The 21,511-nt window shown below is 69.8% G+C and carries 23 protein-coding genes; 9 read left to right on the top strand and 14 right to left on the bottom strand.

What is annotated here, in order from left to right; all coding sequences use genetic code 11:
• Positions 1-90: 90 nt before the first annotated feature.
• On the bottom strand, positions 91-1,707 hold the full coding sequence (locus ACWDX9_RS25820) for an endo-1,4-beta-xylanase (protein ID WP_449958059.1): 1,617 nt from the start codon (positions 1,705-1,707) through the stop codon (positions 91-93).
• Between the two features lie 259 nt (positions 1,708-1,966).
• Here ACWDX9_RS25820 and ACWDX9_RS25825 point away from each other — a divergent pair, with 259 nt between their 5' ends.
• The 5 genes from ACWDX9_RS25825 to ACWDX9_RS25845 all read left to right on the top strand — a co-directional run bounded on the left by ACWDX9_RS25825 (position 1,967) and on the right by ACWDX9_RS25845 (position 6,897).
• Entirely contained in the window at positions 1,967-2,473 is a 507-nt protein-coding gene (locus tag ACWDX9_RS25825) for a cupin domain-containing protein (protein WP_363972064.1), read from the top strand.
• 89 nt (positions 2,474-2,562) lie between these two features.
• Complete coding sequence (locus ACWDX9_RS25830) at positions 2,563-4,224, top strand: class I adenylate-forming enzyme family protein (protein WP_449958063.1); 1,662 nt, start codon at positions 2,563-2,565, stop codon at positions 4,222-4,224.
• A gap of 194 nt (positions 4,225-4,418) precedes the next feature.
• Complete coding sequence (locus ACWDX9_RS25835; protein ID WP_449958066.1) at positions 4,419-4,829, top strand: hypothetical protein; 411 nt, start codon at positions 4,419-4,421, stop codon at positions 4,827-4,829.
• 21 nt (positions 4,830-4,850) lie between these two features.
• The gene (locus tag ACWDX9_RS25840) at positions 4,851-5,204 is read left to right on the top strand and encodes a nuclear transport factor 2 family protein (RefSeq protein ID WP_225963469.1); all 354 of its coding nucleotides are present in this window, start codon (positions 4,851-4,853) and stop codon (positions 5,202-5,204) included.
• A gap of 403 nt (positions 5,205-5,607) precedes the next feature.
• The gene (locus ACWDX9_RS25845) at positions 5,608-6,897 is read left to right on the top strand and encodes an MFS transporter (protein WP_449958069.1); all 1,290 of its coding nucleotides are present in this window, start codon (positions 5,608-5,610) and stop codon (positions 6,895-6,897) included.
• Between the two features lies 1 nt (position 6,898).
• Here the strand turns inward: ACWDX9_RS25845 and ACWDX9_RS25850 are convergent, their stop codons facing one another.
• Complete coding sequence (locus tag ACWDX9_RS25850; protein WP_449958071.1) at positions 6,899-7,639, bottom strand: metallophosphoesterase family protein; 741 nt, start codon at positions 7,637-7,639, stop codon at positions 6,899-6,901.
• Between the two features lie 107 nt (positions 7,640-7,746).
• Between ACWDX9_RS25850 and ACWDX9_RS25855 the strand changes: the two genes are divergently transcribed.
• Complete coding sequence (locus tag ACWDX9_RS25855; RefSeq protein WP_449958074.1) at positions 7,747-8,127, top strand: Uma2 family endonuclease; 381 nt, start codon at positions 7,747-7,749, stop codon at positions 8,125-8,127.
• A gap of 9 nt (positions 8,128-8,136) precedes the next feature.
• Here the strand turns inward: ACWDX9_RS25855 and ACWDX9_RS25860 are convergent, their stop codons facing one another.
• Entirely contained in the window at positions 8,137-8,370 is a 234-nt protein-coding gene (locus ACWDX9_RS25860; protein WP_449958077.1) for a hypothetical protein, read from the bottom strand.
• A complete protein-coding gene (locus ACWDX9_RS25865) occupies positions 8,336-8,566 on the bottom strand; it encodes a hypothetical protein (protein ID WP_449958107.1) in 231 nt (76 codons plus the stop codon). The genes ACWDX9_RS25860 and ACWDX9_RS25865 overlap by 35 nt, the downstream gene beginning before the upstream one ends.
• Between ACWDX9_RS25865 and ACWDX9_RS25870 the strand changes: the two genes are divergently transcribed.
• Positions 8,504-8,992, top strand: coding sequence for a Uma2 family endonuclease (locus ACWDX9_RS25870; RefSeq protein WP_449958079.1), 489 nt, complete (start codon positions 8,504-8,506; stop codon positions 8,990-8,992). The two genes, ACWDX9_RS25865 and ACWDX9_RS25870, sit on opposite strands and share 63 nt — an antisense overlap.
• Positions 8,993-9,035: 43 nt before the next feature.
• On the opposite strand, the gene ACWDX9_RS25875 is transcribed toward ACWDX9_RS25870, so the two are convergent.
• From ACWDX9_RS25875 to infC, 7 genes are all read right to left on the bottom strand, one after another.
• Entirely contained in the window at positions 9,036-11,591 is a 2,556-nt protein-coding gene (locus tag ACWDX9_RS25875) for a phenylalanine--tRNA ligase subunit beta (protein ID WP_449958082.1), read from the bottom strand.
• Positions 11,591-12,640 carry a phenylalanine--tRNA ligase subunit alpha gene (gene pheS / locus ACWDX9_RS25880; RefSeq protein WP_449958100.1) on the bottom strand — a complete coding sequence of 350 codons (1,050 nt, stop codon included), beginning with the start codon at positions 12,638-12,640 and terminating at the stop codon, positions 11,591-11,593. The genes ACWDX9_RS25875 and pheS overlap by 1 nt, the downstream gene beginning before the upstream one ends.
• A 130-nt stretch (positions 12,641-12,770) precedes the next feature.
• Positions 12,771-13,862, bottom strand: a complete 1,092-nt coding sequence (locus tag ACWDX9_RS25885; RefSeq protein ID WP_449958085.1) for an ATP-binding protein — start codon at positions 13,860-13,862, stop codon at positions 12,771-12,773.
• A gap of 50 nt (positions 13,863-13,912) precedes the next feature.
• Positions 13,913-14,716 carry a TrmH family RNA methyltransferase gene (locus tag ACWDX9_RS25890; RefSeq protein WP_449958087.1) on the bottom strand — a complete coding sequence of 268 codons (804 nt, stop codon included), beginning with the start codon at positions 14,714-14,716 and terminating at the stop codon, positions 13,913-13,915.
• A gap of 176 nt (positions 14,717-14,892) precedes the next feature.
• Positions 14,893-15,276 (bottom strand): 50S ribosomal protein L20, encoded by a 384-nt coding sequence (rplT, locus tag ACWDX9_RS25895; RefSeq protein ID WP_185077087.1) that lies wholly within the window; start codon positions 15,274-15,276, stop codon positions 14,893-14,895.
• 24 nt (positions 15,277-15,300) lie between these two features.
• Positions 15,301-15,495, bottom strand: coding sequence for a 50S ribosomal protein L35 (gene rpmI / locus ACWDX9_RS25900; protein WP_043622108.1), 195 nt, complete (start codon positions 15,493-15,495; stop codon positions 15,301-15,303).
• A 125-nt stretch (positions 15,496-15,620) separates the two neighbouring features.
• Positions 15,621-16,265, bottom strand: a complete 645-nt coding sequence (gene infC / locus ACWDX9_RS25905) for a translation initiation factor IF-3 (RefSeq protein ID WP_435054250.1) — start codon at positions 16,263-16,265, stop codon at positions 15,621-15,623.
• A gap of 272 nt (positions 16,266-16,537) precedes the next feature.
• Here infC and ACWDX9_RS25910 point away from each other — a divergent pair, with 272 nt between their 5' ends.
• Together ACWDX9_RS25910 and ACWDX9_RS25915 are read left to right on the top strand one after the other, a co-directional pair.
• On the top strand, positions 16,538-16,813 hold the full coding sequence (locus ACWDX9_RS25910) for a type II toxin-antitoxin system Phd/YefM family antitoxin (protein WP_449958090.1): 276 nt from the start codon (positions 16,538-16,540) through the stop codon (positions 16,811-16,813).
• Between the two features lie 103 nt (positions 16,814-16,916).
• Positions 16,917-17,108 (top strand): hypothetical protein, encoded by a 192-nt coding sequence (locus ACWDX9_RS25915; RefSeq protein WP_449958104.1) that lies wholly within the window; start codon positions 16,917-16,919, stop codon positions 17,106-17,108.
• 51 nt (positions 17,109-17,159) lie between these two features.
• On the opposite strand, the gene ACWDX9_RS25920 is transcribed toward ACWDX9_RS25915, so the two are convergent.
• The 3 genes from ACWDX9_RS25920 to mltG (ACWDX9_RS25930) form a co-directional block, all read right to left on the bottom strand.
• Positions 17,160-18,014: a shikimate dehydrogenase gene (locus tag ACWDX9_RS25920; protein ID WP_449958093.1), complete on the bottom strand. Its 855-nt coding sequence runs from the start codon at positions 18,012-18,014 to the stop codon at positions 17,160-17,162.
• A 398-nt stretch (positions 18,015-18,412) separates the two neighbouring features.
• The gene (gene mltG / locus ACWDX9_RS25925; protein ID WP_449958096.1) at positions 18,413-19,558 is read right to left on the bottom strand and encodes an endolytic transglycosylase MltG; all 1,146 of its coding nucleotides are present in this window, start codon (positions 19,556-19,558) and stop codon (positions 18,413-18,415) included.
• 211 nt (positions 19,559-19,769) lie between these two features.
• Positions 19,770-21,191 carry an endolytic transglycosylase MltG gene (mltG, locus tag ACWDX9_RS25930; RefSeq protein ID WP_449958097.1) on the bottom strand — a complete coding sequence of 474 codons (1,422 nt, stop codon included), beginning with the start codon at positions 21,189-21,191 and terminating at the stop codon, positions 19,770-19,772.
• Between the last annotated feature and the right edge of the window lie 320 nt (positions 21,192-21,511).

Raw genomic sequence — 21,511 nt, forward strand, 5'->3', positions numbered from 1 at the left:
TCCGAGTGTGAAAGTAAATTTCAATCCACAGGCGCGCCACGACCTGCCGGTCAGAAAACCGACAGGTCGTGAAGGCCCGGGAGATCGGGCCTATGCGCAGGTGTAGCCGGAGGGCGTCTGCGTGTTGCCGCTCGGCCGGCTGACCTGGAAACCGAAGGTGGTACTGGCGTTCGGGGCCAGGTTGCCGTTGTAGGCGAGGTTCTTGGCGGTGACGGTCTGCCCGCTGACGGTGAGGGTCGCGTTCCACGAGCCGGTCAGCGTGTGCCCGGCGGGCAGGGTGAAGGTGACGGTCCAGCCGGTGATGGCGGAGGTCCCGGTGTTGGTGACGGTCACGGGCTGGACGACGTACCCGGTGGCCCACTGGGTCTGCACGGTCCCGGCGGCCGTGCAGCCACCGCCGCCGCCGGGGCCGGCCGTGGTGGTGAAGGTGCCCAGGGCGGAGTTCGCCGAGACGTTGCCGGCGCCGTCACGGGCCCGGACGTACACCTGGTACTGGGTCGAGGGGCTGAGCCCGGTGAGCGAGATCGAGTTGGTCGTGGACTGGCCGAGGAGCTGGTCGGTCGCGCCCTGCTCGCGGTAGACGTCGTACCCGGCGAGCCCGCTCCCGCCGCTGTCGGTGGAGGCGGTCCAGGTGAGCGAGGCCGAGTTCGAGGTGACGTTGCCCGCCGAGGGCGTGCCCGGCGTGGTCGGCGGGGTGGGGTCGGTGGTCGTGCCGCCGGCCAGCGCGTCGTGCACGGCGGTGTACGACGGCTTCTGCTGGTAGCTCTCGTCGTAGATCAGGGCCGCGCCCTGCCCGGAGAACGTGTCGGGCACCCAGGAGTACTTGTCGGTGAAGCCCCAGATCGTCACGCCGGCGCAGGCGGTCACGGCCAGGCAGGCGTTGACGACGTTGCGGTAGTAGGTGGCCTGCGTGGCGTCCTTGGTGGCGTCCCTGGGCATCACCATGCGCACGTCCAGCTCGGTGATGCGGACCTGGACGCCGAGGGCGGCGAAGCGCTGGAGGTTCTGCTGGAAGTCGTTCGGGAAGCCGTACTGGATCGCGAGGTGCGTCTGGAAGCCGACGCAGTCGACGGGCACGCCCTGCTGGCGCAGCGACGAGACCAGGTTGTAGATCGCGGTGCTCTTGGCGTTGATCCCCTCGGTGTTGTAGTCGTTGATGCACAGCCGGGCGTCGGGGTCGGCGGCGCGGGCGGCCCGGAAGGCGTCGGCGATGTAGCTCTGGCCCAGCGTGTTGTACCAGAACGACGTGCGCAGGTTGCCGTTGTCCTCGAAGACCTCGTTCACCACGTCCCAGGAGACCACGGTCGGGTTGCTGGCGTAGTGGCCGACGACCTGGCTGATGTGGTTCTGCATGGCGCTGCGCATGGCGGTGGCGCTCAGGCCCTGCACCCAGCCCGGGGTCTGGTTGTGCCAGACGAGCGTGTGGCCGTGGACCTGCTGGTTGTTCTGGGTGGCGAAGTTGACGATGGCGTCGGCGCCGGAGAAGTTGAACTGGCCCTGGCTGGGCTCGGTCGAGTCCCACTTCATCGCGTTCTCGGCGGTGACCTGGCTGAACTCGGTGGCGGCGATGTTGCGGTAGGCGCTCTCGTTGGCGAGCGGGCTGGTCGCGAGCGCCGCTCCGATGAACTTGCCCTTGGCCGCCGCGTGGGTGCGTAAGGGCGCGGAGGCGTGGGCCGGGCCGGCCGGCAGGAGGAAGGCTGCGAGCATCCCCACGAGGGCGAGGAGGACTCTGACGGGCGAGGACGAATGCACGGACATCTACCTCCGAAAGCTTTCGATCCCGGTGGATCGCATCGAAGACGGTATTGACATGCAAGATGAGGGTCAATGCCGACCTCGCGCGGTCACTAAACCAGCAGCTGAACGACAGAAATTATCGGAAAATAAATGAAACTTTCATGACCCTTGCTCCCGCCGGGCCCCTCAGGAACATTGGTAGCAATCACCCTCATAGAAGGGCAGACCAATGGCAGACGGGCTCGTCTTACCCCCCGGCGCCGGGCAGTCGCTCGGGTCCATGGGGATGACGCTGAAGGTCGGGGCGGAGCACTCGAAGACCTGGTCGGTGTTCGAGAACACGATCGCACCGGGCTTCGACGTCGGCGCCCATTTCCACCACCACGCCGAGGAGCTGTTCTACATCCTCGACGGCGAGCTGGACCTGCTGGCCTTCCAGCCGCGGGAGATCACCGGCGAGCCCTGGCAGACGTGGGAGTCGGAGGGCGGCGCCCGGACGGTGCGCGGCGGCCCCGGCAGCCTCATGTACGTGCCCGCGGGCTGCCCCCACGCCTTCGCCAACCCCGGCGCCACGCCCACCCGGATGCTCTTCATCGTCACCCCGGCGGGCCACGAGCACTACCTGCGCGAGCTGGGCGAACTGCTGTCCCGTCCGGGGCCGCCGGACCAGGCCGCCGTCATCGAGCTGCGGACCCGGTACGACATCCAGCAACTGTCCCCCATCGGCCTCGGCTGAGCCCGTTCCCGGCGAGCTAGCGCAACGTACCTACCGGTCGGTACTGTGATTTATCTAGAATAATCGTCCACTAGCCGGGAGTTCGGTGTATGTCCCTTTCGCACGCCCAGGTCGTGGCCCAGCTCACCGGACCCGGTCAGCTGTTCGAGATCGAGGAGATCGGCGACACCGGGATACGCACCTGGAAGCACGCTCCCACCCACTTCCGCGCGCTGCTGGAGATGAGCCGCTTCCACGGCGAGAAGGTCTTCCTCGTGTACGAGGACGAGCACATCACCTTCGAGGACCATTTCCGCCGCGCGGCCACCCTCGCCAACCGCCTGGTCGAGGAGTACGGGGTGCGGAAGGGCGACCGGGTGGGCGTGGCCATGCGCAACTACCCCGAATGGGTCGTCTCGCTGTCGGCCGCGCTGGCGGCGGGGGCCGTCGCCGTACCGCTCAATGCCTGGTGGACGGAGGCCGAGCTGGCCTACGGCGTGCGGGACTCCGGAGCCAAGGTGCTGATCGCGGACGGCGAGCGCGCCGCCCGGCTCGCCGCGACGGGCGTCCCCCTGATCGTCGCCCGCGGCGAGGTCCCTGAGGGCGCGCGCGGCTTCGACGACGTGCTGGGCGAGGTCGCCGCCGACGTCACGCTCCCCGCCGTCGAGCTGACCCCCGAGGACCCCGCCACGATCTTCTACACCTCCGGCACGACCGGCAGCCCCAAGGGGGCGCTGGGCAGCCACCGCAACCTGGGCCAGTCCCCCATGACCGTCGCCTTCGGCCTCATGCGGGCGGTGGCCATGGCGGGCAAGGACGTCGCGGCCGCGGCCGGCACCCGCCGGGTCACGCTCCTGACCGTCCCCCTGTTCCACGTCACGGGCTGCTTCTCCGCCCTGACCACCACGATGTTCGCCGGCGGCGGCCTCGTGCTCATGTACAAGTGGGACCCCGAGCAGGCGCTGCGGCTGATCGAGCGGGAGCGCGTGACCGCCATGATCGGCGTACCCACGAACGCCTGGCAGCTCATGTCCCACCCCGACTTCGGCAAGTACGACCTGTCGTCCCTGACCACCCTCGGGTACGGCGGCGCCCCCGCCCCGCCCAAGCTCCTGGAGCGCATCACCCACAACCTCCCCAACCGCGCCCCCTCCAACGGCTATGGCATGACCGAGACGACCGCCCTGGCCATCGGCAACGGCGGCGCCGACTACCAGGCCAAGCCCGACAGCATCGGTCTGCCCTCGCCCGTCGTGGACGTGCGCGTGGTCGACCCCATGGGCGCCGAACTGCCGCCCGGCGAGGTGGGCGAGCTGTGCGTACGCGGCCCGAACGTCATCCTGGGCTACTGGAACAAGCCGGAGGCGACGGCGGAGACGTTCGTGCACGGCTGGCTGCACACCGGCGACCTGGCCAAGATCGACGAAGAGGGTTTCGTCTACATCGTGGACCGGGCCAAGGACATGGTGATCAGGGGCGGCGAGAACGTCTACTGCGCCGAGGTGGAGGCGGCCCTGTTCGAGCACCCGGCGATCGACGACGCCGCCGTGATCGGGGTGCCGCACGAGGAGCTCGGAGAGGAGGTCGGCGCGGTCATCCGCCTGGCGCCCGGCACCTCGGTCGCCACCGAGGACCTCCAGTCGTTCCTCAAGGACCGCATCGCCAAGTTCAAGATCCCGGCGCACATCTGGTTCCGGGAAGGTGAGCTGCCCCGCAACCCCGGCGGCAAGATCCTCAAGACCCACCTGCGCAGGGAGATCCTGGGCGCGTAACCCCGCTCTTCCCGGCCTCCCGGCACCTTGCTTTCGCCGGGAGGCTTTCGCGTGACCACCGTCACAATATGAGCGTTACCGCAGGTGGAACGGGCTTCCGACCGTCCCCTTTACGTGGCGGGTAATCGCGCCCCCTACGTCGCGGCTGACATCTTTCAGGTGTCGCGAAAACCGCCACCAAGGGAGCCCGAGACATGAGCACCGCCCTGACCATCACCGCCGACCGGATGAAGTTCCTGCGCCTCGCGCTGGCCGCCGACGCCGTCGTCACCGGCGGCAACGGGCTGGTCTACCTCGCCTTCGCCGGCCCCGTGAGCGACCTGCTCGGCCCCGGCGTGGCCCTGCTGCGCGGCATCGGCGTCTTCCTGCTGGTGTACGGCGCCGCCGTCGGCCTCCTCGCCACCCGCCGCGCCATCAGCCCCGCCGCCACCAGGGCCGTGATCGCCCTGAACATCGTCTGGACCCTCGGCAGCATCGCCGCCGTCGTCACCGGCGCCGCCGATCTCACCACGATCGGCGCCATCTGGACCATCGCCCAGGCCCTGGTGGTCGGCGTGTTCGCCGAACTCCAGATCGTCGGCCTCCGCAAGACCCGCAACAACTGACAAGCAGAAGGAACGATCATCATGAACCTCATCGAGCGCTACGTCGCCGCCTGGAACGAGACCGACGCCGACGCCCGTGCCAAGGCCGTGGCCGAGCTGTGGACCGAGGACGGCACGTACACCGACCCCCTGGCCGACGTGAAGGGCCACGACGCGATCGCCGCGGTGATCGCGGGCGCCCAGGGCATGTTCCCCGGCCTGGTGTTCACCCCGGGCGAGGTGTACGACGCCCACCACCACATCGCCCGCTTCACCTGGCACCTGGGCCCGGAGGGCGGGGAGGCGGTCGCGGTCGGGTTCGACGTGGTGGAGCTGGCCGAAGACGGGCGGATCCGTACGGTCCTCGGCTTCCTCGACAAGGTCCCCGCCGCCTGACCCTCCCCCCTTTCACCGAAGGCTCCCGCTCCTCGCGGGGGCCTTCCGCGTACCCGCCCCCTCCCAGCCCAGTACGGCCTCGGGCAGCTCCCGGCCCGACGCCCTCCAGCCCGACGCCTTCGGCCTGAGGCTGTGCGGCCCGGGGCCCTGGCCATCCCGCAGGCCCCCATCCCGCAGGCCCCCATCCCGCAGGCCCCTCCCGCAGGCCCCCTCCCATGGGCCCCTCCCGCAGGCCTCCTCCCATGGGCCCCTCCCGCAGGCCCCCTCCTCCAGACGACGACCCCCTCCCCTCCCAGGAGCAAGGTCCCGAGGGACATCAACCCCGGTCGGCGGCGAAGGGACCCGACAGACCCGCCGAAAACGATTTGCCCCGATCATCACCCGAGCCGGAAAATTGACGCTCGTGCTGCCCACCGGACTGAAGCGCCTCCTGCGTCACTTCACCATCGACCTGAGCCCCCTGCGCGACTCCCGCGACTATCGCCTCCTCTTCGCCTCCGGCGTCATCACGATGTTCGGCACGTTCATCACCATGGTCGCGGTGCCGTACCAGATGAAGCAGCTGACGGGCTCCTACCTGGCGGTCGGTCTGGTGAGCCTGGCGGAGTTCGTCCCGATGGTGGTGTGCGGCCTGTGGGGCGGCGCGATCGCCGACGCGCTCGACCGCCGCAAGATCATCGTCCTGAGCGAGCTGGGCCTCCTGGTCACCACAGGCGCGCTCACGGTCAACGCGATGCTCCCCAACCCCCAGGTCTGGGTCCTGTACGTGATGGGCGCCGTCTCCACGGGCATCTCCTGCCTGCAGCGTCCCAGCCTGGAGGCCGTGTTCCAGCAGGTGGTCAAGCACGAGCAGCAGGGCGCGGCGGCGGTGCTGTCGAGCATGCGCTGGAACTTCGGCGCCATCGTCGCCCCGGCGCTGGGCGGCCTGCTGGTGACCGCCTTCGGCCCGGCGGCGGCGTACGGCATCGACACGCTGAGCTTCGTGGTGTCGATGGCGCTGCTGTGGCGGATCAGGTCGCTGCCGCCGGCCGAGGACGCCGCCCCCGCGTCGCTGAAGTCGCTGGCCGAGGGCATGCGGTACGCGGTGCGCCGCCCCGACCTGATGGGCACGTACCTGGTGGACATCGCGGCCATGGTGTTCGCGATGGGGACGTCGCTCTTCCCGTTCCTGGCCGACGAGCTGCACTCCCCGCAGGCGCTGGGGCTGCTGTACTCGGCGGGGGCGGTGGGCGCGCTGGCCGCCTCGATCACCGGTGGCTGGGCGGCCCGCGTACACCGCCAGGGCCTGGGCGTGATCATCGCGGCCGCCCTCTGGGGCGTGGCGATCGCCGCGTCGGCGCTGGCCCCCAACGTCTGGCTGCTGTTCGTCTGCTTCGCCTTCGCGGGCGCCGCCGACATGATCAGCGGCATCTTCCGCATGACGATGTGGAACCAGACGATCCCGCCGGAGCTGCGCGGGCGGCTGGCCGGGATCGAGCTCCTGTCGTACGCGTCCGGCCCGATGCTGGGCAACGCCCGCGCCAGCCTGATGGCCAACTTCGGCGGCACCCGCTTCTCCCTCGGCGCGGGCGGCCTGCTGTGCGTGGGCGCCGTGCTCGGCCTGGCCGCCACGCTGCCTGCGTTCCGCACGTACGACGCCAGGACCGACGACCACGCCCTGGCGGAGAAGCTCCGCAGGGAGGCCGCCGTCTAGGTCACCGGTTTTCCGCCTTGGCGAACACCCGCAGCGCCTCGGCGTCGGAGTGGACGTTCGTCACGTAGTCGGCCACCCACTCCTCGATCCCGCCGAACCCGCTCTCCCGCACCAGCCGCTCCCCCACCAGGGCGGCGTCGAGCGGGGTCCGGCGCAGGGTCACGGCGCCGGTGTCGCCGTCCAGCAGCGCCCAATGCGCCCCGCTCTGTCCGTACGGCATGCCGACCGACCCGGGGTTCACGACCAGCACCCGATCGGCCAGCCGTACGAAGGGCATGTGCGTGTTGCCCAGCACCACGGTGCCGGCGCTCTCCCCGGCCAGCACCTCGGCCCATCGCTCCAGCGAGCTGTCCACGAGGATCATCTCCTCGTCGCTGCGCGGTGTCGCGTGCACGAACAACGTGGTCCCCAGCCGCCCCAGCTCGACCACCTGCCGATCGGGCAACCCGGCCAGCAGCTCGACCTGATCCTCCCGCAGCTGCTCGGCTGCCCACTGGGACACGGGATAGGGGCTGACCTTCCCGCGCACCGCCTGCACCAGCTCCCTGTCGGCGTTCCCGTTGACCCACAACGCCCGCTCCCCCAGCGAGACGAGCACGTCCAGCGTCTGCACCGGCATCGGCCCGGCGGCCATGTCCCCGGTCAACGCGACCACATCGGCCCCGGCCACCTCGGGCTCGGCCAGCACGGCTTCGAGCGCGGGCAACACTCCATGAATGTCGGACAACACGGCGATACGCATACGGCCACTCTCCCCCACCATGGACCCCGTTCGCGCCCGACGAACGCCCATGTTGCGTATTTGTGCATTCACACAGCGTGAGCGCGTCAGATTGCTAGCGTTGGGCCATGACGACCGAAGCGACGAGGCATAGCATCATTCTCGGCCCCAGCCAGCGCCCGGAGCCCGACCTCATCGTGATCAAGACCCAGGCCGTGCGCGACGACGACGAGACCTTCTACCAGGCGCAAGATGTGGTTCTCGCGATAGAGGTAGCCACCCCCGCGTCCGAGGTCCGCGACCGTCACCGCAAACCGCAACTCTACGCCGAAGCCGCGATCCAATACTTCTGGCGAGTCGAGAAGAACCCGGACAAGCCCGTGGTCTATGTCTACGAACTGGATCCCGCCACCCGCTCCTATGTCCCCACCGGCATCCACCGCGAGTGCGTCAAAGTGACCGTCCCCTTCGATCTGGCCATCGACCTCACCGAGATCGACCGGCTCTGAGGCCGGGGCTCACCCCTCCTCGCGCCACCCTTCGTAGCGCTCCACGAGCTCGTCCACCTTGGCCAGCGCGCCCTCGTCCAGCCCGTCGACGACGACCAGCCACTGCGCGTCCTCGGCGTCGTCCTCCCCGGCCAGCGTCTCCCGCACCACCCGCGCCACCCCGAGCGCCGGAAACCACTCCCCGAGCGTCTCCGCGACCTCCTCGGCGTCATCCCGCTCGGCGAACACCAGCAGCTGCTTCATCTTTCTCCTCCCCGAAGCGAGTAATACTCATGATGACGTCCTCAACATCCTTCCCGAGTGGGTCGTCCCGCCGCCGGAAGGCTTCGTAGCAGAAGTCCTCGATCACATTCCGGATTTGCCCGCACACACAGAGTTGATCGATGGAAGCCTGGTCTTCGCAAGTCCGCAGCGACGCTTCCATCAGCTGGTCATCCACCGGCTGCATGTCGAGCTGGAGGGTCTCGTGCCGACCGAGCACGAAGTGGTCCAGAGGATGAGCGTCAAGCTGGCCCCCCGGCAGCGTCCAGAGCCTGACCTCTTCGTCCTGGGGCCCGACGCCCTGATCGGCCCTGACGTCACGTGTTTCCAGGCCGAGGACGTGGTCCTTGCTGTTGAAGTGGTCTCACCCGACTCAGAGGAGCGCGACAGAAAACGCAAGCCCGTCCTCTACGCCGAGGCGGGGATCCCTCATTTCTGGCTGATCGAGGAGATCAACGGCAAGCCGGTCGTCCACGTCTCCTCACTCGATCCCGTCACAGAGGCCTACGTCACCACGGGCGTCCACTACGACAGGCTGAAGATCCCGGTCCCCTTCGACATCGACATCGACCTCACCAAGCTGTGCAAGAGCAGAACGCGATAGGGGCCGAAACGGCGGCGTTCCGCCGTACCGGCCCCTTCCCAGCTCAGGAGCTACGGAGCTGAGCGCCCACGCGGTCGGTCGCCATGGCCACCGCCGCGTCACGCGCCGCCGTGGTCTCCTCCACCGTCAGCGTCCGGTCCGCGGCGCGGAAGCGCATCGTGTAGGCGAGCGACTTGTTCCCCTCGCCCACCTGCTCCCCCGCATAGACGTCGAACAGCCGGATCGACTCCAGCAGCTCCCCGGCACCGTCGCGCAGGGCGGCCTCCACGTCGGCCACCGGAGTGAAGTCGGGCACGATCAGCGCGACGTCCTGCGTGGCCACCGGGTAGGCCGACACCGACGGCGTCTGAACGGGGCCCGGCATGGCGGACTCCAGGCGTGACAGCTCCAGCTCCATGGCCGAGGTGCGCGGCGGCAGCCCGTACGCCTCGATGACGCGCGGGTGCAGCTCGCCGGCGTGCCCCACCAGCGTGTCGCCCACGTAGAGGGCGGCGCACCGGCCGGGGTGCCAGGGCTCGTGCTGGTCGGCGCTGATGGACAGCTCCAGCCGTGCCTCGCCCGCGACCAGCCGCGCGGCCTGCACCGCGTCGGCCCAGGAGGCGGTGCGACCGCCGCCCCACCAGCCGGACCGCTCGAACTCGCCGGCCAGCACCACCGCGACCCGTACCGGCTGGTCGGGCAGCGCCGCCTCGATCGAGGCCAGCTCCTCGGCCGTCGGCCGGCGCTCGACCCCGAGCGCCGGCGCCACCTCGGGAGCGCCCTCGCGCGGCCGGTAGACCGGCCCCATCTCGAACAGCGCCACGTCCGAGAACCCGCGCCCGGCGTTGCGCACCAGGGTCTTGAGCAGACCCGGCAGCAGCGTCGTGCGCATCAGCGGCTCGTCCTCCGACATCGGGTTGGCCAGCCGCATGGCACGGCGGCGCGCGTCGTCGGCGGGCAGCAGCATCCGGTCGAAGTCGTCGGGGCTGATGAACGGGTAGCTGAGCACCTCGACGTAGCCGCCCTCGGCCAGCGCCCGGCCGGCCCGGCGGCGCAGCCGCTGGCCCTCGGTGAGCCCGGCCCCGGCGGGGGCGGAGGGCAGCACCGACGGCAGGCTCTCGTAGCCCTCCAGCCGGATGACCTCTTCGGCCAGGTCGTTGGGGTCGGTGAGGTCGGGGCGCCACGACGGCGGCGTCACCGTGATCATGTCGTCGCCGGTGACGGCCAGCTTGGCCGCCAGGGCGCCGCCGGTCACGACCCCGGTCGGGTCGACGCCGCCCTGGCGCACGGCCGGGTCGTCGCCGTCGACCACGACGCAGCCGACCTGCTGCAGCCGGGAGACGACGGTCTCCTTGGAGTAGGGGACGCCGGCCACGGTGCCCGGATAGCTCGACGGGATCGCGATGCGCGCGGGCGACACCTCGACCTCGGCGTGCGTGACCCCGGGCTGGATGCTCGCGCCGCCCAGCTCGGCCAGCAGCTGCACGGCCCGCCACGAGGCGACGAGGGGCAGCTCCCGGTCGACGCCGCGTTCGAACCGCTTGGACGACTCCGACACCAGCCCGTTCCTGCGCGACTCGCGCGAGATGCCGGTCGCGGAGAAGTGGGCGGCCTCGATGACGATGTCGCTCGAGGCGTCGGAGATCTCGGTCTCCAGCCCGCCCATGGTGCCGGCCATCGAGATCGGCCCCGACTGGTCGGTGATCAGGATGTCGTCGGGGTCGAGCTCGCGTACGACGTGGTCGAGCGTCTCCAGCCGCTCGCCCGCGACGGCGCGGCGCACGACGATCTCGCCGCGCAGTTTGCCGCGGTCGAACGCGTGCAGCGGCTGCCCGAGCTCCAGCATCAGGTAGTTGGTGATGTCGACGGCCAGCGACACGGACCGCATGCCGGCGCGCGTGAGGCGGATCCGCATCCAGAGCGGGCTCTGGGCGGCGGGGTCGAAGCCGGTGACCTCGCGCAGCACGAACCTGTCGCACGCGGTCGGGTCGGCGATCGACGCCGGCCACGCCGTGCCGGTCTCGGTGGGCAGCTCGACGTCGGCGGGGTCGCGGAAGGCCACCCCGAACCCGGTCGCCACCTCGCGGGCCACGCCCCTGATCGACAGCGCGTAGCCGATGTCGGGCGTGATCTCCAGCTCGATCACGTCGTCGCGCAGGCCGAGCAACTCGACCACGTCGGTGCCGATCGGGGTGTCGGCCGGCAGCACCATGATGCCGCCGTGGTCGTCGCTCAGCCCGAGCTCGCGCTCGGAGCAGATCATGCCCTCCGACATGCGCCCGTACGTCTTGCGCGCCCCGACCTCGAACCCGCCGGGCAGCACGCCGCCGGGCAGCACGACGGGCACGCGGTCACCGGCGACGAAGTTGGTGGCGCCGCAGACGATCTCGCGCGGCGTCGCCTCGCCGGTCTCGACCTTGCAGTGCCGGATCGGCTTCTTGAAGCCGGACAGCTCCTCGATCACGAGCACCTCGCCGACGACGACGTTCTTGACGTCGTGGCCGTGCGAGCTGATCGACTCGAGCTTGAGCCCGGCGGCCGTGAGCTTGTCGGCCACCTCGTGGGCGGTGACCGCCGGGAGATCGACATACTCCCGCAGCCAGGAAAGCGGGACCTTCATCAGATCTCCATTCCGAACGGGAGCGTGAAGCGCACGTCTCCCTCGACCATGTCACGCATGTCCTCGGCGTTGTGGCGGAACATCAGCGTCCGCTCGATGCCCATGCCGAACGCGAACCCGGAGTACCGCGACGGATCGACCCCGCAGGCGATGAGCACGCGCGGGTTGACCATGCCGCAGCCGCCCCACTCGATCCAGCCCTCCGACTTGCAGGTGCGGCAGGGCGGGTTGCCGGGGATCGCCGAGCTGCCGCGGCAGACGAAGCACTTGAGGTCCATCTCGGCGGACGGCTCGGTGAACGGGAAGTAGTTGGGCCGGAAGCGGGTCGTGATGCCCTTGCCGAACATCACCTCCGCGAACCGGTCGAGCGTGCCCTTGAGGTGGGCCATCGTCAGGCCCTCGTCCACGGCCAGCCCCTCGGTCTGGTGGAAGACCGGGGTGTGGGTGGCGTCGAGCTCGTCGGTGCGGAACGTCTTGCCGGGCGAGATCACGTAGACCGGCAGGTCGCGCTGGAGCAGTGCGCGGATCTGCACCGGCGAGGTCTGCGTGCGCAACACCATGCCGGAGTCGGCGTGACCCGGCGCTGCCACGTAGAACGTGTCGTGCTCCGAGCGGGCCGGGTGGTCCTTGGCGATGTTGAGCGCGTCGAAGTTGAACCACTCGCCTTCGAGCTCGGGGCCCTCGGCCACTTCGTAGCCCATGGCGACGAACGCGTCGGCGATGCGCTCCTGCAGCGTGGTCAGCGGGTGGCGGGCGCCGCGCGGCCGCCGGTCCCACGGCAGGGTGACGTCGACGGTCTCCTCGACGAGCACCCGCGCGTCGCGCTCGGCCTCGAGCTCGGCCTGGCGGCCGGCGAGCGCTTCGTTGATCGCCCTACGGGCGGTGCCGACGCGCTTGCCGGCCTCGGCGCGGGCGGCGGGCGGCAGGGCGCCGATCTCGCGGTTGGCCAGGGCGATGGGCGAGCGGTCGCCCGCGTGCGCCAGCCGGGCCTGCTTGAGTGCGTCGAGGCTGTCGGCCACCTTGATCGCCGCGATGGCGTCGGCCTCCATGCGGGACACCTCGTCGGCATGCAACGGTGTCACCTCGACGGGGTCGTAGTCAGACAAGAGTGAGCTCCGTATCCAGGGCTTGAGCGGAAAAGAGTCTAGTGGGGCCCGCCCACCGGGGCCGACTCGATCGCTAAGGGGTGACGAAGTCGGGCGTGCCGGTGGGCACGGTAAATCGGAACTCCGCCCCGCCCTCGGGCGCCCGCTGCACGGTGATCGTGCCGCCGTGCGCCTCGACCAGGCCCTTGACGATGAAGAGGCCGAGCCCGGTGCCACCGCGCCGGCGGCTGTTGCCGCCTCGCCAGAACTGCCTGAAGACGCGCGGAGCCAGCTCGGGCTCGATGCCCTCGCCCTCATCGCGCACCGACACGGCAACTCCCCATCCGACGGACTCGATCTCAATTGTCACAGTGCCGCGCCCGTGGCGCAGCGCGTTTTCCACCAGGTTACCCAGGATCTGGTCGATCTTGTCCTGGTCGAGCCACATCTCCGGCAGGTCGTCGCCGACGATCAGGCGAAAACGCCCCTCAGTCTCACCCGCCGCGACCCTGCCCGCGATGAGCCTGCGCACCCTGGCGGGTACGTCGACGACCTGGCGGCGCACCTCCAGCCGCCCCGACTCGATGCGCGAGACGTCGAGCAGCTCGGTGATGAGCCTGGTGACGCGGTCGGCGTCGTTGTTGACGGTCTCGAGCATGACGCGCTTCTGCTCGTCGGTGAAGCGCTCCCACTTGGCCAGCATGGTCGCGGTGAAGCCTTTGACGCTGGTCAGCGGCGAACGCAGCTCGTGGGCCACGGTCGAGACCAGGTCGGCGCGGCTGCGCTCCAGCCGGGCGCGGGCGCCGCCGTCACGCAGGGTGATCGTGACGCGCTCGACCTCGCCGCCGCGCTCCGGCTCGCGTACGAGCCTGGCCGCGACGTACAGCTCCTGGCCGCCGGGCAGGTGCAGCGGCCGCTCCGGCGCCCTGCTCCTGATGCGCATCCCGCCCTCGGGGTCGAGCGCCTTCCACCAGTCGCGCCCGTCATGGTCGCGGAACGGGAACACGTCGTTCATGTGCCTGCCGACCGCGCGCTCCATGGGAACGCCGGTGAGCCGGGCGGCGGCCCGATTTACGGCCAGCACGCAGCCGTCACGGTCGGTCACGATGAGGCCGTCGGGAAGGTCGTCGATGGCTATCGTGCACGCGGCGGCCACAACTCGCCCGTCGGTGTCTGCGCCGTGCACGACCTCGCCCCCTCCGCCTACAACGCCGACAATAGCGGGTTTCCCACCGCCTAGGGCACTCGCTGAGCCCTAGCCGAGGAGTAAAGGCATACCGCCGCGGCGGTGGCCAGGTTCAGGCTTTCCGCCTGTCCGTAGATGGGCACTCTGACCACATCGTCGGCCTCAGCCAGTACGTCCTCCGGCAGTCCCCAGGCTTCGTTGCCGAAGATCCACGCGGTGGGTCCGCTAAGATCAACATCGTCGAGCGTGTGCTTGCCCGTGCCGTCGGCGGCCAGCACGCGCAAACCCCGCTCCTTGAGTTGACGCACGGCGGCGCTCACCGGTGCACCGATGACGACGGGCAAGTGGAACAGGCTGCCGACGCTGGCGCGTACGCACTTGCCGTTGTACGGGTCGACGGAGGCGTCGGTGAAGATCACCGCGTCGGCGCCGGCGGCGTCGGCCGCCCTCATGACGGTGCCGGCGTTGCCCGGGTCGCGCACGTGGGCGAGCACGGCGACCAGGCGCGGCTGCTCCGCCAGCGCCTTGTCCAGGGGCACGTGCACGAGCGCGCAGACGGCCACCAGCCCCTGCGGGGTCACGGTCTGTGACAGCTCCGACATGACCTCGCCGCTGGCCCGGTGCACGGGCACGCCCTTCAGACGGGCCTCGGTGATCAGCTCGGGGTGGCGCAGCTCGGCCTCGGCGGTGCTGAACAGCTCCAGCGTCACGCCGTCGAGCTTGAGCGCCTCGCGCACGGCCTGCGGCCCCTCGGCCAGGAACCTGCGGTCCTGCTCCCTGAAGGCCCGCTTGGTGAGCCGCCTGGCCGCCTTCACCCGCGGCGACTTCACGTTGGTCAGCTCGGACCCGGCCATGCTCTCTCCCTGTCTCACACAGCAGCGTCCCTCACGGAACGTCCCACACCGCGACGCCCCTCGCGCCAGCGCCTCACACCTGGACGCCCCTCGTGGCGGCGCCCCACACAGCAACAAAGGGCCCACCGTCATCGGTGGGCCCCTCGATTAAGACGAGCGCCTCAGCTCGCGGCTCTTCAGCTCGCGGCCGGAGCGTTCACGTTCGCCGGAAGCGCCTTCTTGGCGGCCTCGACGAGCGTGGCGAAAGTCTGGCTGTCGTTGACCGCGAGGTCGGCCAGGATCTTGCGGTCGACCTCGACGCCGGCCAGGCGCAGACCCTGGATCAGGCGGTTGTAGGTCATGCCGTTCTGGCGGGCGGCGGCGTTGATCCGCTGGATCCACAGACGGCGGAAGGTGCCCTTGCGGTCCTTGCGGTCCCGGTAGGCGTACGTCATCGAGTGGAGCATCTGCTCCTTGGCCTTGCGGTACAGACGCGACCGCTGGCCGCGGTAACCGCTCGCCCTCTCGAGGACGACCCTGCGCTTCTTCTTGGCGTTGAGCGCCCGCTTCACGCGTGCCATGTTTCTTCTCCCCGGGGAATCGCGCTACTTAGCGAGCAGCTTCTTGATCTTCTTGGAATCGGCGTCGGAAAGGACGACCTCGTTCTTGAGACGGCGCGTCAGCGTGGACGACTTCCACTCGTTGTAGTGCGCGCGGTTGGCACGGCGACGCTTGATCTTGCCGGTGCCGGTAAGCCGGAACCGCTTCTTCGCACCGCTGTGCGTCTTCATCTTCGGCATGTCGCCGTCTCTCCTCGTTTCGGTCGTGCCACGGGCCGGGCCGGTGCTGGGCCGACCCGGTCGCGGCGTCTTCGTCTGCTGGTGGCTGGATCGGGGCGCTCTGTAAGGCTAACCCCAACCGCGGGTCATCCTTCCTGTGGGGAAGTGTCCTCGCTGCCACGCTGTGCCTTGGCGGCGGCCTTTTCGGCCTTGGCCTCAGCCTTCTTCTTATGCGGACCGATCACCATGATCATGTTACGGCCGTCCTGCTTGGCGTGGGACTCCACGAAACCGAGCTCCTGGACGTCGTCCGCGAGCCGCTGCAGAAGCCGGAAACCCAACTCCGGCCGGGACTGCTCGCGACCACGGAACATGATCGTGACTTTGACCTTGTCTCCTGCCTTGAGGAACCGCACCACGTGACCCTTCTTGGTCTCGTAGTCGTGCGGGTCGATCTTCGGCCGGAGCTTGATCTCCTTGATGATCGTGTGCGCCTGATTCTTGCGCGCCTCGCGCGCCTTCATCGCGGACTCGTACTTGAACTTGCCGTAGTCCATGAGCTTGCACACGGGCGGTCGAGCCGTGGCCGCGACCTCGACGAGGTCGAGGTCGGCCTCCTGGGCGAGCTTCAGGGCGTCGTGAATCGAGACGATGCCTACCTGCTCGCCGTTCGGGCCCACGAGGCGAACCTCGGGAACTCGGATACGCTCGTTGATGCGGGGCTCAGTGCTGATGGGGCCTCCTAGGTTCGCGATCCCTACGTGCTCGTCGTGCCGGGAGCTCCTCGCCAACGCGAAAAGCCCCGCACGTCGCGCATGCGGGGCCACTGAGCTCTTCGGCTTTCGTGGCCTGGAGCTCCCCGGAGTAGTCCGGCGTGATCCTGGACCCGGCCACCTTTCCGGTGACTCAGGTGGGAGGGAGACCTCCGCTTGCGCGTCCAGCAATGGCATGCCGGACCGATCAGAGAGCTACATTACCACAACGACCGGAGGCTCTCGAATCATCCCCGCTGGCCCGGCCCCCTGCGCCAAACTTCTGTCCAGCCTAGACAGAGAGAGGTCGTATGGCCGCGATCCAGACAGAAGCGACCAGATGGCAGCTGCAAGAGGCCGAGCAGCAGTTCAGTGAAGTCGTCAGGAAGGCTCACGACGAGGGGCCGCAGGTCGTCACGAAGCACGGCAAGGACGTGGTGGTGATCCTTGACATGGAGGAGTACCGCCGGCTCAGGGGCAGGCAGCCGGACTTCAAGGAGTTCCTGCTCAGCGAGCCGGACTGGCCGGACGATCTGGAGTTCGCACGCGACAAGAGTCTCCCGCGAGAAGTGGACCTCGGCTGGTGAGCGTCGGCTACGTCATCTCCGAGGTACGAAGCCACATGACAACCTGGGGCCGACTCTCTACCTCAGCGTCCTGTCCATCGGCGAGATCCGCTGGGGGATCGAGCTGCGCCGGAAGAGCGACCCCCAGCAGGCGTTGGTGCTGGAGAGGTGGCTCGCCCGGCTCTTCCAGTCCTTCGGGGATCGGATCATCCCGATCACCAGTGATGTCACCGAGGAATGGGGCCGCATGCGCTGCGTGCGCGCTCTTCCCTTCTCCGACGCGTTGATCGCGGCCACGGCCAAGGTTCACGGCTGAGCGTGGTCACCCGCAACGTGAAGGACTTCGCGGACACGGGCGTGACCGTGATCAACCCGTTCGAGATGACCGCTTAGCGAGCTCCGCCTCGCCGGCCGCGCGCATGGCCTCCACCGGCACATCCGTCCGGCCCGTCATCAGCTCCACCTGCCGCACCGCCTGGTGCAGCAGCATCGCGAACCCCCCGACCACGGTGCCGCCCGCGGCCCGCACGGCCGCCGCCGCGCCGGTCGGCCAGGGTGAGTAGACCACGTCGAAGAGCGCGGGCACCCGCGCCAGCCGGTCGGCGAACGCGTCCGCCGCCCCGCCTGGCAGCGTCGAGACCACCAGATCCACCCGCGTGAAGGCGTCGAGCTTGTCGAACGTCTCCACCGCCAGCGCCACGCCCAGCCGCTCGGCCACCTCCACCGTCTCCCCCGCCCGCGCGGGGTCGCGCACCAGCAGCGTCGCCGAGAACAGCCCGAGGTTACGCAGCGCCGCGAGCGCCGACGCCGCCGTGGCCCCTCCGCCCAGCACGGTCGCCGAGCCCGGCGCGGGCACGCCCGCCTCGGCCAGCGCCTGCTCGATGCCGTAGACGTCGGTGTTGTGGCCGTGCCGGCGCCCGTCGTGGAAGACCACGGTGTTGGCCCCGCCGACCTCGACGGCCAGGTCGGACACGGTGTCGAGCAGGGGCAGCACGGCCCGCTTGAGCGGCATGGTCAGCGACAGCCCGGCCCACGCGTCCTCGCCGCCGGGGATCTGGCCGCGCACGGGCACCAGCTCGCCGAGCAGCGCGGGCAGCCGCGCCTCGTCGCACTCGAACGCCTCGTAGCTCCACCCGTCGAGCCCCATCGCCTGGTACGCGGCCCGGTGCAGGTAAGGCGAGAGCGAATGACCGATGGGCGACCCCATCACCGCAGCCCGCATCCACACTCCTTCCGAAACATGACGACCCTATCGCCCTGTCGCCCACGCTTCGCCGCTCGGACGGCCCACGGGGCGCGCGTCACGGCGGGTCGTCCCGTCACCTGAGAAGCGTCCCTTGGACGGGGGGCGGCGCAGGTCGGCGGGGGGTGCCCACCGTGCGCAGCCGTAAAGGAATGGGTGTCTCCCGCGCAAACCCGCCACCCGCTGTACGGCGGCCCGCCAAGTGGGCGTCCCCGCGCAGCCCCCCGCCATACGACGGCCCGCCAAGTGGGCGTCCCCGCGCGGGCCCCGCCGCCCGCATCACAACGACGGCGCACGCGCGGATCGGGCAGAACCGGCCCCAAAAAAGCCCGCCCACCGTGTGAGGTGGGCGGGCGTGTGACGCGTCGGATCGCCGATCAGCCGCCGTTCCTGCGGTATTCGGCCAGCAGCGCCTGGCGTTCGGCCTCCGTGGTGGCGAACTTGGTGATGTTGCTCTTGGGGTCGGTGGCGACGAAGTAGAGCCAGGGCCCCTTGGCGGGGTTCAGGGCGGCCTCGATCGCGTGGTCCCCGGGGTTCGCGATGGGCCCGGGAGGCAGGCCGAGGTTCAGGTACGTGTTGTACGGGCTCTTGGTCTTCGTCTCGGGGATCGAGGCGGCCGTGCCGTACTTGTTCAGCGCGTACATGACCGTGCTGTCCATCTCCAGCTTCATCTGCGGCTTGCGCTCCAGCCGGTTGTAGATGACGCGGGCGATCTTCGGCATGTCCTCCTGGCGACCGGCCTCGGCCTGCACGATGCTGGCGATGACCATGATCTCGTGCGGCGTGTGGCCGAGTGACTTAGCGCCGCCCTCGAGGTCCATCTGCTCAGCCGTCTGGTTGAACCGCTTGACCATCGCTCCCAGGATCTGCGACGCCGTGGTCTTGGGCTGGACCTCGTACGTGGCCGGGAAGGCGTATCCCTCGAGCTTGCCCTTGGCGTATTTCGGCAGGTCGAGCTGCTCCACGTCCTTGGCCGCCGCGGCGAAGTCCTTGACGGGTTTGCCGGTCTCCTGCGCCAACGTCTTCAAGGTGTCGGACAGGCGCAGGCCCTCCTTGAGGGTCACCGTGGCGCGCATCCGGTTGTCCGGGATGAGCAGCGCCACCGCGCTCGCTGCCGACATGTTCTTGCGCAGCTTGTACGAGCCGGGCTGCAGCGAGCCGCTCCTGTTGGCGTTGGCGATCGCGTTGGTGAACGCCCTGGCGCTGGCCACGACCCCCTGCTTCTCCAGCTCCTGCGCCACGTCCGAGGCGCTCTGGCCGTCCTTGATCTCCACGACGACCTCGCCGGTGCCCTGACCGGTGTAGTCGTCGGGCACGAGCGCGTCGTTGAGCCACATGTAGCCGTAGTAACCGCCACCGCCGATGATGCCCGCCAGCACGACGAAGGCGAGCAGCGGCGCGACGAAGCCGCCACGGTTGCGGCGTCGGCGCCGCCGGCGGCCGCCACGGCCGCCGCGAGTGCGCCGGGTACGACCACCGTCGTCCTCGGCGCCGAGGAGAGTGTTCAGATCGAGATCGTTCATAGGTGCGCTGGCCAATCTCCCGGTATGACCGGCCGGGCGTCAAGCGAAACCGCCAAACCGGCTTGGGTCACCGAGCGGAACTGGGGGGTCCGCCGGACATGCTCCCACGACCAGCGGAGATCACTCTGGGTAGCCATGCTAAGGGATGGAAAGAGGACGCATGACCCGTTTGGGGGCATTTGCGCCGGGACGGAGGGGGTCCCGCCGAACATCAACTCGTCCCGAGGTTCTTATTCAGCTCTTCCCGGTATCTCACGAACTCGCTCTCTTTGTCGGTGAATTTGGTGATTCTATGCGCCGGATCCGTCGTCACAAACCAGTGCCAATCGCCTTGCGCTGGGTTCAGGGCCGCCATCAGCGCCTTCTCCCCGGGATTCGCGATGGGCCCGGGCGGCAGCCCTTTGTGCTGGTAGGTGTTGTAAGGAGAGTCGACCTTGGTGTCACGCTCCGTAATCTTCAGACTCCGCCGGTTCTGCGCGTACAGGACGGTGCTGTCGATCTCCAGCGGGGTGCCCTTCTGGAGGCGGTTGTAGATCACCCTGGAGATCTTCGGGTAGTCCGCGTCGACCCCGCCCTCGGCCTGGATCATGCTGGCCACCGTGACGGCCTCCAGCGGCGTCACGTGCTTGCGGGCCGCCTCCTTCTCCAGGCCGATCTGGCGGGCCGCGAGCTGGAAGCGCTCGACCATCGCCGCGAGCACGTCCACCGCCGTGTCGCCGGGCTCGATCTCGTACGTGGCGGGGAACAGGAACCCCTCGAGCCCCTCCGCGTACGAGGGCAGGCCGACGAGGGCCTTGTCGACACCCTGCAGCTCCTTGAGCGGCAACCCGGCCAGTTTGGCGACGCGGGCCAGCACCTCGGACGTCCGCAGGCCCTCGGGGACGGTGACGCGCCGCACGACCCTGGACGAGGGCGCGAGCAGCAGGTCGAGCGCCGCTTTGGCGGCCATGCCCTTGCGCATCCGGTAGTGCCCGGGCCGCAGCCGGTTGGTGACCGCGCGCTCCTCCGTCACCCGTACGAACGACTGCGCGCTCGCCACCACCCCGGCCTCGGCCAGCACGGAGCCGATGGCCTGCGCGCTCGAACCCGGCGCGATCCGCACCGTCACGGCGCCGCTGCCGGGCCCGTCGAAGTCTTCGGGGCTCAGGTACGGCTTGAGCACCGCGATCCCGCCCGCCCCCAACGCCACCAGGGACACGATCAGGCCTGCGGAGACCATCCCGGCCTTGCGCAAGGCCCGCTGGCGGGGCGCGGCCGGCACTCCGCCCTCCGCCTCCCCCACCGCGCCGACCTCCGCAGCGCCGACCTCCGCCGCGCTGGCTTCGGCATCGCGGGCCTCCGCATCGCGGGCCTCCGCATCGCGGGCCTCCGCATCGCGGGCCTCCGCATCGCCGACTTCCGCCGCCGCATCAGGCTCCGCCCCCGCATCAGGCTCCGCCGCCGTCTCAGGCTCCGTCACCGTCTCGGGCTCCGCCGCTGCTTCAGGGCCGGCCGTCGCATCGGGCTCGGGCCGCCGTCGCTCCGGGTTCGGCTCGCCCGCGGCCGGGTCCTCCGGCCTGTCCTGCTCGGAGTCGCCGGAGGAGAACGGGATCATGTCGCCGAGGTCGTCCTCGCCATCAGGCCTGCCGTTCACGCGGCCACCCCACCGTCAGCGATGCGGACGGCCAGAACCCTCACAGCCGACCAACCGCCGGCCATGCGATCGACCGGACCACCCGCAGCCACCCAGCCACCAGCCGAGCAGGCAACCCGACCTTTCACAGCCGCCGAGCCGTCAGCGGTGCGATCGACCCGACCACCCGCGGCCACCCAACCGCCGGCCGAGCAGACAGGCCGACCCTTCAGAGCCGACCAACCGTCAGCCGAGCAGACGACCCGCTCCCTCGCGGCCGTGCCCCGTAGGCGTGTGCGCGCCGTCTCCGCGCGGGCGGCCCGGCAGCGGACCTGCGGCCA

Source organism: Nonomuraea sp. NPDC003201 (genome assembly GCF_053590415.1).